13 protein-coding genes are annotated in these 15855 nt (G+C 59.1%); 5 read left to right on the forward strand and 8 right to left on the reverse strand.

The genetic code is table 11. The features are described from left to right. Positions 1–265: 265 nt before the first annotated feature. Positions 266–1057, reverse strand: coding sequence for a LuxR C-terminal-related transcriptional regulator (locus tag E8F11_RS22145; protein WP_280291028.1), 792 nt, complete (start codon positions 1055–1057; stop codon positions 266–268). Between the two features lie 129 nt (positions 1058–1186). Here E8F11_RS22145 and E8F11_RS22150 point away from each other — a divergent pair, with 129 nt between their 5' ends. The 3 genes from E8F11_RS22150 to E8F11_RS22160 all read left to right on the forward strand — a co-directional run bounded on the left by E8F11_RS22150 (position 1187) and on the right by E8F11_RS22160 (position 4911). Further along, on the forward strand, positions 1187–2002 hold the full coding sequence (locus E8F11_RS22150) for a carbon-nitrogen hydrolase family protein (RefSeq protein WP_280291029.1): 816 nt from the start codon (positions 1187–1189) through the stop codon (positions 2000–2002). Positions 2003–2121: 119 nt separating this feature from the next. Further along, entirely contained in the window at positions 2122–3222 is a 1101-nt protein-coding gene (locus E8F11_RS22155; RefSeq protein WP_280291030.1) for a polyamine ABC transporter substrate-binding protein, read from the forward strand. A gap of 54 nt (positions 3223–3276) precedes the next feature. Next, on the forward strand, positions 3277–4911 hold the full coding sequence (locus tag E8F11_RS22160) for an amidohydrolase (RefSeq protein WP_280291031.1): 1635 nt from the start codon (positions 3277–3279) through the stop codon (positions 4909–4911). A gap of 24 nt (positions 4912–4935) precedes the next feature. On the opposite strand, the gene E8F11_RS22165 is transcribed toward E8F11_RS22160, so the two are convergent. After that, positions 4936–5667 (reverse strand): RNA methyltransferase, encoded by a 732-nt coding sequence (locus E8F11_RS22165; protein WP_280291032.1) that lies wholly within the window; start codon positions 5665–5667, stop codon positions 4936–4938. 11 nt (positions 5668–5678) lie between these two features. Then, positions 5679–7316, reverse strand: coding sequence for an NAD(P)/FAD-dependent oxidoreductase (locus tag E8F11_RS22170; RefSeq protein WP_280291033.1), 1638 nt, complete (start codon positions 7314–7316; stop codon positions 5679–5681). 274 nt (positions 7317–7590) lie between these two features. On the opposite strand from E8F11_RS22170, the gene rlmE reads away from it, so the two are divergent. Then, positions 7591–8211 carry a 23S rRNA (uridine(2552)-2'-O)-methyltransferase RlmE gene (gene rlmE, locus E8F11_RS22175; protein ID WP_280291034.1) on the forward strand — a complete coding sequence of 207 codons (621 nt, stop codon included), beginning with the start codon at positions 7591–7593 and terminating at the stop codon, positions 8209–8211. On the opposite strand, the gene E8F11_RS22180 is transcribed toward rlmE, so the two are convergent. After that, entirely contained in the window at positions 8181–8819 is a 639-nt protein-coding gene (locus E8F11_RS22180) for a LysE family translocator (RefSeq protein WP_280291035.1), read from the reverse strand. The genes rlmE and E8F11_RS22180 overlap by 31 nt on opposite strands. 68 nt (positions 8820–8887) lie before the next feature. Here E8F11_RS22180 and E8F11_RS22185 point away from each other — a divergent pair, with 68 nt between their 5' ends. Further along, complete coding sequence (locus E8F11_RS22185; protein WP_280291036.1) at positions 8888–9805, forward strand: LysR family transcriptional regulator; 918 nt, start codon at positions 8888–8890, stop codon at positions 9803–9805. A gap of 233 nt (positions 9806–10038) precedes the next feature. On the opposite strand, the gene choX is transcribed toward E8F11_RS22185, so the two are convergent. The 4 genes from choX to betI form a co-directional block, all read right to left on the reverse strand. Further along, on the reverse strand, positions 10039–10980 hold the full coding sequence (choX, locus tag E8F11_RS22190; RefSeq protein ID WP_280291037.1) for a choline ABC transporter substrate-binding protein: 942 nt from the start codon (positions 10978–10980) through the stop codon (positions 10039–10041). A gap of 18 nt (positions 10981–10998) precedes the next feature. Next, complete coding sequence (locus E8F11_RS22195) at positions 10999–12429, reverse strand: cytosine permease (protein WP_280291038.1); 1431 nt, start codon at positions 12427–12429, stop codon at positions 10999–11001. A 451-nt stretch (positions 12430–12880) separates the two neighbouring features. After that, the gene (locus tag E8F11_RS22200) at positions 12881–14308 is read right to left on the reverse strand and encodes an amidase (protein WP_280291039.1); all 1428 of its coding nucleotides are present in this window, start codon (positions 14306–14308) and stop codon (positions 12881–12883) included. Positions 14309–14310: 2 nt separating this feature from the next. After that, entirely contained in the window at positions 14311–14901 is a 591-nt protein-coding gene (gene betI / locus E8F11_RS22205) for a transcriptional regulator BetI (RefSeq protein WP_280291040.1), read from the reverse strand. Positions 14902–15855: the final 954 nt, after the last annotated feature.

Genomic DNA, 15855 nt, shown 5'->3' on the forward strand with positions numbered 1-15855 from the left:
GTTCGGAAGCACCGCTTCCGGTGCCGATGAGCGCCTGAGCGCGAAGCGATCAGGCCGGGGCGCCGGGCGGGGGCCGGGGGAGAGGGCAGCATCCGGCTGCACGGCGCCAATCAATGGCGATCAGACAATCTTGCCAATCCAGCGCGAATCCAATGCCTCCCCGAAAAGCCGCGAAGAACCTTTTTTGTGGCGCAGTACACCCCTGGGGAGGCTAAAGCCAATCCATTCTTGTTCCTGATGTTGACGATGGGCCAGGGAAATCCGTTCAAGCCTCCGTCTGCGCCTTGAGGAACAGCGAAAACAACTCCTGCGGCGACTTGATGTTCAGCTTGGCGTAGATATGCCTGCGGTGGACCTTCACCGTCTCCGCCGAGATGGCCAACTTGCCGGCCACTTCCTTGTTGGAGCAGCCGCTGAGAATCAGCCGGATCACGTCCAGTTCGCGGGCGGTCAGCGGCGTACCGAGGCGCTCCATGGCCTCTTCCAGGTTGTCCTGCCAGCGGGGTGCCTGGCGGGGCGCGCTTTCCGCCATCGCCCCCTCGAAGAACATGCGCTGACGCATCAGCCCCACCACCCAGGGGCGGATCATCTCCAACAGCGAAACCTGCTCCGGCAAGAAGCGCTGGCGGCTCCCCAGCGAGAGGCACAGCGTGCGTGCCTCGTCGAGCTGCACGTTGTACTGCACCTCGTCCTGCTCCACGTAGTGGGTGAAGTAGAGCTCGTAGTACTCCGTGTCCTTGAAGCGTTCCGGCGCCACGTCAGCCAGGCGGAAAAGCCCGGTGGCCGGCCGTTCCCGATTGGCGATGTAGAAGGGGTCGAGCAGGTACAAGCCCTTGATGTAGTCGTGGAACAACGGGTCCGGCCCGTCTCCCTCGTATGGGCTCTCGGCGAACGCGTACGGGCGTCCGTCGCTGAACAACAGCACCGCCCAGGTATCGACCGCCACGTACTCGCCTATCAAGCGGTTCAGCGCCCGCCAGAAATCCGCTTTGTCCAGATGCTCGATCAACTGGCCGGCAGAGCGGTGCCAGGCCATGTCCTGGAGCGTTGGCGTCATGCATGTACCCCCTGGGGTTAATCACTCGACGGGATAGGAACTTCGTGGGGAAAACGCATACTTGCATCGACCTTTTGCAAAAGTCACTCACTTCCTGGCCAGGAATCAGCTCGACAACAAGGTCTGACAATGAAGCTCGAACTCGTACAGCTGGCGGGGCGCGACGGAGATACCGCCTACAACCTGCAACGCACCCTGGACGCCATTGCCCAATGCGCGCCCGATAGCGACATCGTGGTATTTCCCGAAGCGCAGATCACCGGTTTTCTCAATCACCGGAACATCGCGGAACGGGCCGAGCCCCTCGACGGCCCGAGCGTCCAGGCCATCCTGCGGGCGTCGCGTGAACGCGACGTGGCGGTGGTGGCAGGCCTGATCGAGAACGCTGGCGGGCAGTACTACAACACCACGGTGTTCGTAACCCCCGAAGGCATCGCCCTCAGCTACCGCAAGACCCACCTCTGGGTTTCCGAGCCGGGTCTGGTGCTGCCGGGCGACCGTTACGCCACCGTGGAATGGCGCGGTGTGCGCATCGGCCTGCTGATCTGCTACGACACCGAATTCCCGGAGACCGCGCGAGCCGTGGCGGCCCTTGGCGCCGAACTGATCCTCGTCACCGATGGCAACATGGAGCCCTACGGCCACGTGCATCGCACCTCCGTCAGCGCCCGTGCGCAGGAGAACCAGGTATTCGCCGTGGTGGTGAACCGTGTCGGGGATGGCGATGACGACATGGTCTTCGCCGGTGGCAGCGCAGTAGTCGACCCCTGCGGCCATGTGCTTCTGGAAGCCGGTCGCCAGGAATGCCGCCATGTGATCGACCTGGACATGGCGCAGCTCGCTGAAGCCCGTACCGTATACGACTACCAGGCGGACCAGCGCTTCCAACTGCCGGGCGAACGCATCGAGCATCCCGATGGCCGGCGTGAGCTGCTGATTCCCTGAGCGTGCCCGGGCTTCGCCCGTGGCCGCCGGTAGCGATAGCGATCCATCCATAACAACAATCCAGCAACAGACAGCTGATTGCTCGTACGCCGTAATTGGCAATCAGCCAGGAGCATCCCATGACATTCTCGCGTTTACTGAAGTTCGGTCTGGCGTCTCTGTTCGGCATGAGCCTCAACGCCGCGTGGGCGGAAACACCCAGCGTGCACCTGTACAACTGGTCCGACTTCCTTGCACCGGAAACCGCCAAGGAATTCCAGGCAGACACCGGTACCGCGCTGATCTGGGATGCCTTCGACAATGCCGAGGTGATGGAAAGCAAGCTGATGGCCGGGCGCAGCGGCTACGACGTGGTGATGGTGCCGGACGATCTGATCCCCAACCTTTCCAAGGCGGGAGTCCTCCAGGAGCTGGATCGCGGGCGCCTCGGCAACTGGTCGCACCTGGACCCGGAAGTCCTGAAAAAGCTGCAGGTGAACGATCCGGGCAACCGTTACGCCGTCCCCTATGTGTGGGGCACCACCGGCATCGGTTATGACACCGTCAAGGTCGAGAAGCTGCTGGGGCCTGATGCGCCGGTCGACTCCTGGGACCTGATCTTCAAGGAAGAGAACATCTCCAGGCTCAGCCAGTGCGGCGTGGCCATGCTCGATGCGCCCGTGGAGATCGTGCCGATCGCGCTGCACTACCTGGGCCTGCCGTCGAACAGCAAGAGCGCCGAGGACTACAAGAAGGCCGAGGCGCTATTGCGCAAGATCCGTCCTTACATCCGCTATTTCGATTCCTCCAAGTTCACCACCGACCTCGCCAATGGAGACATCTGCGTCGTGGTGGCCTGGGGTGGTTCGGTCCTCAACGCCAAGACCAACGCGGACCGTGCCAACAATGGCGTCAAGCTGGCCTACAGCATCCCGCGCGAAGGCGCGCCCGTATGGTTCGAGAACATGGTGCTGCTCAAGGACGCCCCCCATCCGCAGCAGGGTTATGACTTCATCGACTACATGCTGCGCCCGGAGATCATCGCCAAGAGCGCCAACTACGTTTCCTACCCCAGTGGCAACAAGGACGCCTCGGCCTTCATCGACCCGCAGCTGCGGGACAACCCGAGCGTGTACCCGTCCCGGGAAGTCATGGACACGCTGTTCCCGCTCGAAACGCTGCCGCTCAAGCTGGAGCGCGTGCGTACCCGAGTCTGGAGCAAGGTGAAGAGCGGCACCTGAGTGCCGCCGCGCCCACTTCTTCCCGCAACAGGAATCCGATTGACCGGAGTTGCCATGACTCGCCCCGCAGACCTGATCATCACCCACGCCGACATTCACACCATGGACCCGAGCCTGCCCAGGGCCGAAGCCATCGCCGTGCATGAAGGCCGCATCGTCGCCCTGGGCGATAACGCCGACATCGAACGCATGGCCGGTGCCGGTACGCGCCGCATCGACGCGCAAGGGCGCCTGATGCTGCCCGGGCTGCAGGACACCCATGTGCACTTCCAGCTGAGCAGCGCCGACCTCTACCACAATGCATCGCTGTACGCCGCCACCAACCGCGACGAGCTGCTCGCCACCATTCGCGAGTTCGCCGAGCGCCACCCGAACAAGGCCTGGATTCGCGGCGTCGGCTTCTCCTCCAGCCTGTTCAGCCCGGACGAACTGACCAAGGAACTGCTGGACAGCGTGACCGGCGGCCGCCCGGCGCTCATGCTGGCCAGCGACTATCACAACGGCTGGGCCAACAGCGCCGCCTTCGAGATCGCCGGGGTCAAACCCGACAGTCCCGAACCGGAGAATGGCAGCTATGTGCGCAAGGCCGACGGCACGCCCAAGGGCTGGCTGCTGGAAGATGCCATCTGGGCGATGAACCGCATCGCCCCCGGCTACACGGACGACGAATACCTGGAGGCGATGAAGCACTACAGCAAAGCGTTCAACCGCCGTGGCATTACCGGCGTGCTGGATGCCATGGTCAGCCGCAACTACATGAAGAACTACCAGGCCTCCTTTGATCGTGGCGACCTGACCCTGCGGGTCCGCGCCACCTCGAAGATCTTTGCCCACAAGCCATTGGACGAGCAGCTCCGCGAGCTCCAGGACTTGCGCGAGACCTACCGTGGCGACCGGGTCTGCCTGCATTCGGCCAAGTTCTTCCTCGATGGCGTGCTGGAAAGCGGTACCGCGGTGTTCCTCGAACCGCGCAGCGACACGGGCGGGAACGCCGAGCTGATGTTCACCCAGGAACAGATCAACCGGTACTTCGCGGCGTTCGACCGGGAGAAGTTCCAGTTGCACGTACACACCATCGGCGACGGCGCCGTGCGTGCCGCCGTGGACGGGATCGAATACGCCCGGCAGCAGAACGGCACGTGGGACTCGCGCCACCAGTTGGCCCACCTGCAGGTGGTGGACCCGGCGGATATTCCCCGCTTCAAGTCCCTGGACATCCTGGCCAACTTCCAACCCCTGTGGGCACAACCGCAACCCGAAGCCGATGCCATCGCCGAAGCCATGCTTGGTCCCGTGCGCAGCCAGTGGATCTTCCCCATCGGTGCCTTCGTGCGCACAGGCGTGACCTGCATGATGAGCAGCGACTGGGGCGTCAGCACCTACGATCCATTCCAGATCCTGCAGTCGGCCGTTACCCGGCAGAACGCCGACGCTGGCCCCGACGGTCCCGTGCATAACCCGCAGCACCGCATCAGCATCGAGGATGCACTGCGCGGCTACACCCTCAATGCCGCCCACGCCGCCTGGCGTGACGACTGCACCGGCAGCCTCAGCGCCGGCAAGTACGCGGACCTGATCGTGCTCGACCGCAACCTGTTCGAGATCTCGCCCTACGAAATTGGCCAGACCCAGGTGTTGCTGACCCTCCTTGAAGGGCAGGAAGTACACCGTGACCCGGGCTTCGCCTGAACGGGAAAACGGCTCCCTGATCGGCTATCTGTTCAGTTCGTACGCGCACATATTGACCGTCGTGGCCAGGTTCAGCGATTCAATGGCGCCACAACCGGGAATCGTAAAAGGTTGGGCGTTGAGTGAGAGCAGTTGTTCGCGGGGTACGCCGCGTGCCTCGTTGCCGAACAGATAACAATCAAAAGTTTTAAAGCTGGGGGATTGCAAGCTGTCGCCATTCATATCCAGGCAGGCGATGCGCTCAAAGCGCGTGCGCAAGGAATCCAGTTCCACATCCAACTCCATGGGCGTATGGAAAATGGCGCCCATGCTGGAGCGCACGACCTTGGGGTTGTACGGATCAACGCTGCCGGGACTGAGCAGGCAGCGAAAATTACCGAACCACGCCAGCGTGCGCAGGATGGTGCCGAGATTGCCCGGGTCCTGGATTTCATGCAGGTAAATGGCGCGCTCGTTATTGGCGGGGGCAGCAGCCTGGGCTGCAGCAGTCGGCATCGGCACCAGCGCAATGATGCCCTGCGGTGTCTTGGTGTCGGCGATCTGCGCCATCTGGCGGTCGTTGATCACATGGGTTTCGAACGGGCTTTGCCAGTGCTCGTAGGCGCCGGTTACATACAGCTGACTGCTCTGTAGCAGCGGATTCTGCAAGGCCGCTTTTTGTAGTTCCAGCAACAGATGCTCGCCCTCCACCAGAAAATAACCGAACTCGGCCCGGTATTTTTTCTGGTGAAGTTTTTTAATGTCATCGAGTTTCATCAATGCGGCGCTCAGTTGGTCTGCACTTCAGTCTTTTTCATTTCAGACAGAAGCGACTTGGCCAGCGCTTCGGCGACCTTGATGCCATCCACCCCCGCCGACAAAATGCCACCCGCATAACCGGCGCCTTCACCGGCCGGATACAGGCCTCGCAGATTGAGGCTTTGCAATGTCTCGTTGTCGCGGGTGATACGGACCGGGGAGGAGGTGCGGGTTTCGATACCAGTGAGCACCGCGTCATCGCGATCAAAACCACGTATCTGCTTGCCAAATGCCGGCAGCGCCTCGCGGATGGCCTCGATCGCATACTCCGGCAGCGAGGGCGCAAGATCGCCCAGGCGCACGCCGGGTTTGTAGGAGGGTTCCACCTCGCCAAATTCGGATGACGGCACCCCGCGAATGAAGTCGCCCACCAATTGCGCGGGCGCACAGTAATCGCTGCCGCCCAACTCATAGGCGCGGGATTCCAGGCGCTCCTGCAACTCCACTCCGGCCAGCGGGCCGCCCGGGAAATCCTGCTCCGGGTTGATGCCGACGACAATGCCGGCATTCGCATTGCGTTCGTTGCGGGAGTACTGGCTCATGCCGTTGGTAACGACGCGCCCCGGCTCGGACGTGGCCGCCACCACAGTGCCGCCGGGGCACATGCAGAAGCTGTAGACGGCGCGGCCATTCTTGGCGTGATGCACCAGTTTGTAGTCGGCGGCGCCGAGCTCCGGATGGCCGGCGTATTTGCCCAGGCGGGCCTGGTCGATCAGGCCTTGCGGGTGTTCGATGCGGAAACCCACGGCAAAGGGTTTGGCCTCGATGAACACGCCCTGCCGGTGCAGCATGCGGAAGGTATCGCGGGAGCTGTGGCCCAGCGCCAACACGACATGGCGACTGCGGATTGTTTCGCCGCTGGCCAGCACCACACCCTCGAGCTGGCCATCGTTGATCAGCAGATCGGTAACCTTGCTTTCGAATCGCACCTCGCCGCCGAGGGCGATGATCTCCTCGCGCATGGTGGATACCACGCCGGTGAGGCGGAAGGTACCGATATGCGGCTTGCTCACGTACATGATCTCGTCCGGAGCGCCGGCACGGACGAACTCGTGCATCACCTTGCGGGCGTAGAACTTGGGATCCTTGATCTGGCTGTAGAGCTTGCCATCGGAGAACAGGCCGGCACCACCCTCGCCGAACTGCACGTTGGATTCCGGGGTCAGGACCTTCTTGCGCCACAGCGCCCAGGTGTCCTTGGTGCGGGCGCGCACATCCTTGCCGCGCTCCAGCACGATGGGCTTGAACCCCATCTGCGCGAGCAGCAGCGCCGCGAACAAGCCACAGGGGCCAAAGCCCACGACCAGCGGCCGCTCGCTCAGATCGGCCGGCGCTTGCCCGACTGGGTAGTAGTGGGTGTCCGGGGCCGGGCGGATATTGTGGTCATCGGCAAAGCGCGCCAGAATCGCCGCCTCGTCGCGGGCCTCCAGATCGATGATGTAGATGAACAGAATGACGCTGTTCTTCTTGCGGGCATCGTAGCTGCGCTTGAACACAGTGAAGTTCAGCAGATCGGCGTCGCTGATACCCAGGCGTTTGACGATGGCCTTGCGCAATTCATCGGCGGAGTGATCGAGGGGCAGAGACAGTTCGTTGATGCGAATCATGGCGGTAATCCTGGCCGGTGAATCCGGCAAAGGAAGCAACAGAAGAAAGAGGTAAGGCGCGAATTGTACCCGCCGCCGCCCACCTCTGTCAGGTCTGGCCTGATGGCTCTCCGGAAGGCGCCGTGCTGGTCGTCGCGGTGCCATCCCTGCCCCGCGGATAAAACCTGCGTCGTGTTATCGGCTTATAATTGCCGCCGCTTTGCGCCCAACAGCTTCCCCCCTGTTGCATACATTGGCCCGCTCCTCACATTGATTCTCCGTGGTTGGCTCTATCATGAAACGATCCAAAAGCAGCCGCCGCTGGCTGGATGAACACGTCAACGATCCCTACGTCAAACAGGCTCAGAAGGATGGCTTGCGCTCCCGCTCCAGCTACAAGCTGATCGAGCTGAACGAGAAGGACAAGCTGATACGCCCCGGCATGCTGGTCATGGATCTTGGCTCCGCCCCCGGCGGCTGGTCGCAGGTGGCCGGTGGTCTCGTGGGCGAGAAGGGACGGGTTCTGGCCACCGACATCCTGCCGATGGATGGGCTGGACAACGTCGACTTCATTCAGGGCGACTTCACCGACGACGCCGTGTTCCAGCAGATTCTCGACAAGCTCGCCGGCAGGCAGCCCGACCTGATCGTCTCCGACATAGCCCCCAATATCAGCGGCGTCGCTGCCGCCGACCAGGCGTCCTCGATGTACCTGGTCGAACTCACCCTCGATATGGTCCGGCAAGTGCTCAAGCCCAATGGCAACTATGTGGTCAAGGTCTTCCAGGGCGAAGGCTCCGACGAATTCCTGAAGGACGTTCGCACCTCGTTCGAAAAGGTGGTGATCCGCAAGCCAGAGGCGTCGCGGCCGCGGTCGAGGGAGGTCTATCTGGTGGCGAAGGGGTTCAAGGGATAAGTCGCCCGCAGCGCCAACAGAACACCGAAACTCACCAACAGGCCTCCGAAGACCCGGTCGATCCAGTGCCGCGCAGCCAGCAGCTTCTCGCGCACAGGGCCAGCCGAGAAGCACAGCGCCACCAGGCTGAACCAGCCAATGTGAGCCACGGCAATGAAACCGCCATAAGCAACCTGCGTGACTAATGCCGTGTCCGGTCTCACCACCTGCATGAACAGACTGACGATGAACACAGATGTCTTGGGATTGAGTGCATTCGTGAGAAAGCCCGTACGCAACGCCGCGATGTCCGAGAGAGCTGCCGCCGGAGTGTCCAATTGGTCGGTCGCTGGTTTGGCACGAAGCATTTTCACGCCGAGATAGACGAGGTAGGCGGCCCCAGCCAGCTCCAGTGCGTTGAACAACCACAGCGACTGCTGAAGCAGCAAGCCCAAGCCGAGTAGCGTGTAGCTGACATGGACCAGCACTCCCAGGCCAATACCGACGGCCGTAAGCACCCCGGCCCGCCGTGACAGGAGCAGACCATTGCGGGAGACCATGGCGAAATCCGGTCCCGGACTGATGCAGGCAAGTAGCGTTATGCTGATTACAGCTATCCATTCGCTCATGGGCGTACCTTGCTGTAGATGAGTGATGACCTGGCAATTATCCTGGGCTTGGGCGTAGGCGGTTAACGATGATTTCTGAAAATAATAGTGAGTTGGACTCACTAACTCGCAACGCCCGTTTGCCCTCGCTGCTAGCCCTGCGCTGTTTCGAGGCAGCAGCGCGCCTGGGGAATTTCAGTCGCGCTGCTACAGAGCTGCACCTAACTCCGAGCGCCATTAGCCGCTCAGTGCGCTTGCTTGAGGATGACTTGGGCGTTGCGCTGTTCGAGCGCCGACGCCGGCGAGTGTTCTTGACGCAAGCAGGCGAGCGGCTGGCAAAGGCGGTCGGTGACGGCCTCGGCCTGATGGGTCAGGCCGTCAATGAGCTGCGGGAAAAAAGCCGGCGCTCTCGTCAGCGCGTGCTCTCGTGCGAGCCGACACTGTTGATGCGTTGGCTAATCCCCCGATGGGGGGAGTTCCAGGCGCGGCATCCAGGGCACGAGATCCACTTGGTTGCTGGTGGAGGGATGTTTTCCTTCGACCAGGGCATTGATGTAGCCATCCGCCGCGACGACGCCCCATGGCCCGAGCACTACCATGTCGAGACGCTGTTTCCAGAGCGAGTCGGCCCAGTGTGTCGTCCGGATAAAATCTCCGAGTGGTTCACTAGCCGCGGCGCACGCCTTCGCTCCAAGGCCCCCGTACTGGAGACCAAGACCAGGCCCCGAGCCTGGCGGGAGTGGGCTGATGCTGCTGGCCAGCCACCGCCGACACAAACAGCACAAGCCTTCGAACATTTCTACTTCAGCTTGCAGGCCGCTGTCGCCGGCCTAGGTGTGGCGATAGGCCCTTGGCACCTGGTATGCGACGACTTTCAGAGCGGCATCCTGGCAGCTCCACTTGGTTTCGTTGAAGACGGCTCACGCTATTGCCTGCTTTTCCCTGAAGCGCCGCAATCAGGCAGTCTAGAAATGGACTTGCTGGAGTGGTTACGAATGGCAGGCTGAGTTAGATCCGCAGCCAAAAGCAATGGGATGGACTCCCCCTCACTTCGGCATCTCGAGTGAGCCAGCGAATTGAGCTGCTAGGGAAATGGCTTCAAACGGGCCATGACAAAGACTAAAAAAAGCCCGGAGAATCCGGGCCAAGGGTTGCGCTGAAAACTGGAGCTTCCGTTGTCGAATACACCGCAACGTAACGCCGGCATCCATCTCGAAAGATCTAGGCAAGGAAGTCGGGCTTAGAGCCCCAAATAAGCCATGATTTCCCGCTGGGCAGGCTCGCCATTAAATGTAGTGACGCCATCGACCCACTTCGCCACTACCTCTGGATGATCCTTCAACCAAGCCTTCGTGACCTCCATTGGATCTTCCTTCTTCACGACCCGGGCCATGATCTCATCTTCCATGGAAACTTCGAACTTCAGATTGTCGAGCAGTTTCGCGACGTTCGGGCAACGTTCTTGATAGCCGTTTGCAACGACAGTATAGACTTCGGCCGACCCATAATCTGGACCGAACTCCTTATCGCCTCCGGACAGGTACTGGATCTTGTAGGTCAAGTTCATTGGATGTGGCTCCCAGCCGAGAAACACAATCCACTCATTGCGGGAAACTGCACGTTGAACTGACACCAGCATGCCGGCTTCGCTGGACTCGATTAGTTTAAAGTCGCCTAGTTTGTGCTCATTCCCTTTAATCATCTTTTGAATGACTACGTTTGCATCGTCACCTGGCTCAATTCCGTAAATTCTTCCGCCAAGCTTATCCTTGAACTTTGCAATGTCATCGAAGCTGCGTAAACCGCCTTCATAGGCGTAACTTGGCACGGCCAGTGTGAATTTGGCACCTGTCAAATTCGGTGTCGGCAGTTGTGTCACGGATTTCGAATCAAGATAAGGTTTGGCATTCGAATCTTGCGACGGCTTCCAATAGCCAAGGTAAATGTCAATATTCTTGCGCCTCAGACCGGCCCAGGCGAGAGGAATCGAGAGCGTGACATCGGTGGGCTTATATCCGAGCCCTGAAAGTATGTTCTTTGCAAGCGCCGTCGTTGATTCGAGATCCGCCCATCCAATTTTTGCGAATCGAGGAGACATACAACTCGTCGGCTCTTTTGCTTGAACAGCAAAAGACATAATTGCTGCCAACGCACAACCACAACGAAATGCAAGCTTCATCATTGGAAACTCCACGTGATCTCAAATATGTTGAATAGAACCAAAGGCCCGTACGTCACTCAACTCCTTCTGGATGTTCTGCGAACGACAGAGCCACCAGTAGACCAGGGCCGAGGCGGCAAGCCCGATTGGCATGCTGATATCAGCGCCATCTAATTTTTCAGACACGTACCCCATGTAGAGACCGGTATTGGAGAAAGGCAGCATGACCACGAACCCAACAATGTAGGCACCAATTCCGCGCCAGTTCCATTTCCCGTACATGCCGTTCGGGTTGAATATTTCCTTGATCGAGTATTCCCCATGGCGGACGCCATAGAAATCAACCAGATTGATTGCAGTCCACGGGGTGAACAAATAAAGCAGAATCGCCAGGAAGTCGCCAAACTCCTTAACAAAGTCAGCGGACGCAGTTAATGCAATAAACATTGCAGAACCACCTACGACCAACATGGCGATGATACGTTTGAGAAGCGTGGATTTTTGGGTTCTTATCGTATCGATGATGCTAAGCAAGGTAATTGAAGCACCATAGAAGTTTTGCGCTGCGCTGGTAATCAGAATCAGCACCGAGATGATCACGAGAGTCTCGCCGAACCCTGGAAAAACCATGTTTCCCAGCATGACCAGGCCGGCAGCCAGATTCTGGCCGGGGCTGAGCGCCGCGGCTATGGCACCGATCAGCATCATCCAAACGCCGCCAATCATGGCGCCCATGTATGTCCACCAGAACGAGGCGCGCACACTGACGTTGGCGGGCAAGTAGCGGGAATAGTCGGAGACGTAGATGGCCCAGCTCAGTTGGTAGGCGGCTGCAACGAAGAACTGGGCCAGAAAGGCATTGAGTTTAAACTCGCCAAAGGACAGCTGATTGGCCGGAAGCTCCATGGACAGGAGCAGACCGAAGGTAAGCACCAGCATCAGTGCGACCATCAGGCAGGCCAGGCCTCGCTGTACCTTGTGGAAGGAGTTGTATCCGGCAACCGCCATGATGATCGCCAGCAGGGAAAAGACCATCGCCGACCCGTTTTCGGAGACGCCGAGCAGTTCATGCAAGGTTTGCCCTACGAGTAGCTGGTTGAAGGCGTTGTATCCGACATAAGTAACGATGGCCACCAGGTAGACGAGCAGGGCACCGAAATAGCCAAATTGGGGGCGGGACTGAATGAGTTGGGGCAGTCCCATCTGCGGACCCTGAGTGGAGTGCCCGGCCATGAATAAGGTGCCGAAAGCGCAACCGAGAATGATGGCGATGGCGGACCACAACAGATTGGCGCCCATGCCGATCCCGATGATACCCACGGCCAGGGTCGTCAGCTGTGCTCCACCGCAGAACCAGATCGGCCACAGGTGCCAGGCCTTGCCATGGCGTTCCGATAAAGGAACGTGGTCAATGGAGCGTACTTCCAGATTAAAGCGTACTGCCGGTGAGGAGGTTTCTTTGGCTAACATGATCGTCGTACCTATATTTCTTGTCGTAGTACATTTGTTAGGCAGAAGAGCAAATAAACTAAGTGGTGTTTAGGCCGCAGGCTTTTAAATTGCCGATGGCAAATTGAATTTCCATTTCAAGGTGAACTCCTCATGCCACTGGCGATCGGACCCCACTTTCAGCTTGTTTGCCGATTTGGAAGCTCGTACAGGAACGCCAACGCGCCCACATAGTAACTGGTTGAAATCAGGCAAAGCTTCCGCTGTCGAATCCTAAGTTTCATGAGCGCCCATTCATTTCATCGAATTTACCTCTCTCTAAATCTTGAAATATCTTTGATGCGGGTACAGCGCACCGCTATTGGTGAATAAGCCTTATGCTCATTCATCCCATTAGTTCATTGCGTCCTGCGTATGGTTTTTTGACTAGCTCTCGCTGAACCGTCCGAGCCGGGAGATCAGTTTCTGAAGTTCAGTTCTTTGACTGGTAGATAATTTTTGAGGAAAAACTCTTTTCAATTTCATTGGCCAATCTGAGAATCGTTTCCTCATCGCCAAATCTGCCGACTATTTGTAGTCCGATCGGCAGCCCATCAGCCATAATGCCGACCGGCAAACTAATGGCCGGTTGTCCCGTCAGGTTGAAGATTTCGGTGAAGGGTGAGAAGGCATACGCATTCTCGTACCAGACATTCAGCTTCTTCTCTCCGGATGCTGTGAATCCACCGATCAAGGGTGGTGCAAGGGCCACGGTAGGCGTGATCAGCACATCGACTTCTTCGAACCAGGTCGCAATACGACGTGAGACGCGGTTTTGCACCGATCTCGCGTTATGCACATCGAGAGCGGAGCGGCAGGTCGATTGCTTGTACATTTCGTAGGTGATCCATTCGACATCACCTTCGGCTATGGGGCGGCCCAGAGCTGCCGCCTGATGCGTCATCAGGGCTTCGATTTCCAGCTGCCAGAACACGGCTGCGGCATCGCCTGCACCCGTAAGGTCCGGCCAGTCGAAGTCCCGCAGCTTGTGGCCTTCCGAGCCGAGGAAGTCCACGACATGGAGAACTGCGTTACGAATGGACTCGTCTATTTCCGTCCCGTCGGGACGTGTGCAGCTGAAGGCTATTTTCAACGAGGGAGACGCCTTGTTCAGGCTCTCGAGCCAGGAGGCCGGCGCAGGTGGGGCAGCATAAGGCGCGCCAGACTCGTAACCGGCCAGTACGTCCAGCAACAAGGCAGTGTCGCGGACCGTCCTGGTCAGCACGTGTTCGCTATCAAGACCACCGACGAACTCCCCCACGTGGGGACCGACCGGGTTGCGTCCACGACTGGGTTTCAGTCCCACCACACCGCAGACTGATGCTGGAACGCGGATCGAACCGCCACAGTCGGTACCGTGAGCCACGGGCACCATGCCGGCTCCTACTGCGCAGGCCGAGCCGCCACTAGAACCGCCGGAAGCGTACTTGGGGTTCCTGGGGTTTCGACAGGGACCGAAGTATTCGGGCTCGGTGACAAAATCCCCTGCAAATTCCGGCGTCTTGGCCTTTCCAAGGATGATTGCGCCGGCATTGCGCATACGCCCGACGAGTTCGCTATCAGCCTCCGCCGCAGGAGCATCCTTGTACAAGCGAGAACCGTGTCTGGTGGCGAATCCACGGACATCGATATTGGTGTCCTTTATCAATACAGGCAGTCCCGCCAGTGCGCCTTGCCTATGGCTTCTGGCTGCCTGGCGGGCGCCTTCGGCATTGATGGACACGACTGCCCCCAGCTCGTGGTCCTGGGCTTCGATTTCGTTGATCGCCAGGTCGACCAGTTCCAGGGCGGTGACTTCTCCCGCCTCTACCAGCTGAACAAGGCTTACCGCATCGAAGCTCTTATATTCATCGCTATTCATGTCTACACCGTCAGGTCATAACCAAGGATGTTGTTGAGGAACTCATAAGCCAGGCGTCGGGAGTCACCGATTGTTTCCGGAGTTGGGTCCACCGCTGCCCGCAGCCACAGGCCGTCGATGAAAACCGCAATCATCTGTGCCTTATATCGAGCCGTGGTCTTGTCCATGCTTTTCGCCAGGGCATGGAAAAGCAGCGAGTGGCTGCGGCGAGCCACAATGTTCTGAATTCGCTGGAACTGTTGCGATTGCGGGACCTGGGCCCAGAAGGCCAGCCAGGCGGCGACGTTCTCGCGTGTCAGGTTCAATGCACTGACGTTGCCTTCGACGAAGGCCTGGACCCGTTCGGAAGGCGTTCTGGATTGACGAAGATGATTGAAGATCTCGGCGTTGATCCGCTTGTTCAGCTCCCGCAGGGTCGCTTCAAGCAGCGCGTTCTTGTCCGAGAAATAGTGATGCACTATCCCGTTGGACATCCCCGATCTCGCGCTCACTTGCGCCATGCTCGTGCCGGCAAGGCCCTGCTCGCCGATTAGCGAGAGCGTGGCCTCCACCAACTGCTTCTTGCGTATTTCCTGCATTCCTACCTTAGGCATGGCGTGGTCTCTTTTTTTCATTGGTCACTCAATGAAAAAAAATTAGCATCCGTTTTGCCACTGATGCAAGGAAAAATCTGCGTGTCGGCAACCGCCTTAGGCAGAGGGGAGGTATCGCAGCCGGTAGAGGGCCGGACTAGAGCGGATCAGATTGGAAGGCTGGGCGGGCCAGCAGATAAAAGGCATGGGCGTAGTTGCCGAGCTGCCCATGGAGCAGCCCTTGTCCTAAGGAGCTTGATGGTGTGATTTGGGGCCGCGAGTCACCGAGCCCGTCGCACAGAGGCGAATCCATTTATCGGTGGTCGCCGAGACGCTGGTGACGACTCTCAGTAATCACCAGACGCATGGCCGCTTGTGACCGAAGACAGTCCCCCTGTCATCAATCGACCAAGCCTTCGGATGGCTACCTGTGAGCGCATCTCTACCCGCAATGGAGCAAATGTCCTGATTTTGGCCGAAATCTGCCGGTTCCCACTGGCAGCTTCGTGTCGTTAGCGAGCTTCCGCGTAGCGTGAAACGCCTTGTCGGCAGCCATCTTCCCGTGCCCAAGAGGCAAAAATGGAAAACAATAAATAACGTTATAAATCAATAAGTTATCTGATAATTAATTATTAGGATCATTCAGGTACAACGACGGCGAGACCACGATCCAAATCAAGCCGAAGCTCCGACTGGTTTGTCTTGTGGGGCGAATTCATTGGCTATGCCTGCATTAAGTGTTGCTAGAACGTCCAGAGCCGAGTTGCTTATCGAGTGGGCTGCGAGTTTCTGTTTCGCCTCCCGGCGAGTCTCTTTTTTCAGTCGTCGGAATGCCGCCCACAAAAAAGAAACCAAAAACGCTTGCCCCTGCATCCGGGTTCGGCTGCGCCGAACTCCCCTCGCTCCATCATTGCTCCGGGGGCACGGCGTGAGGGGCCATCCATGGCCCCGCACGCCTCTCGCGGCATCCATGCC

The sequence above is a fragment of the Pseudomonas sp. BN417 genome (genome assembly GCF_029871205.1).
Classification (GTDB): domain Bacteria; phylum Pseudomonadota; class Gammaproteobacteria; order Pseudomonadales; family Pseudomonadaceae; genus Metapseudomonas.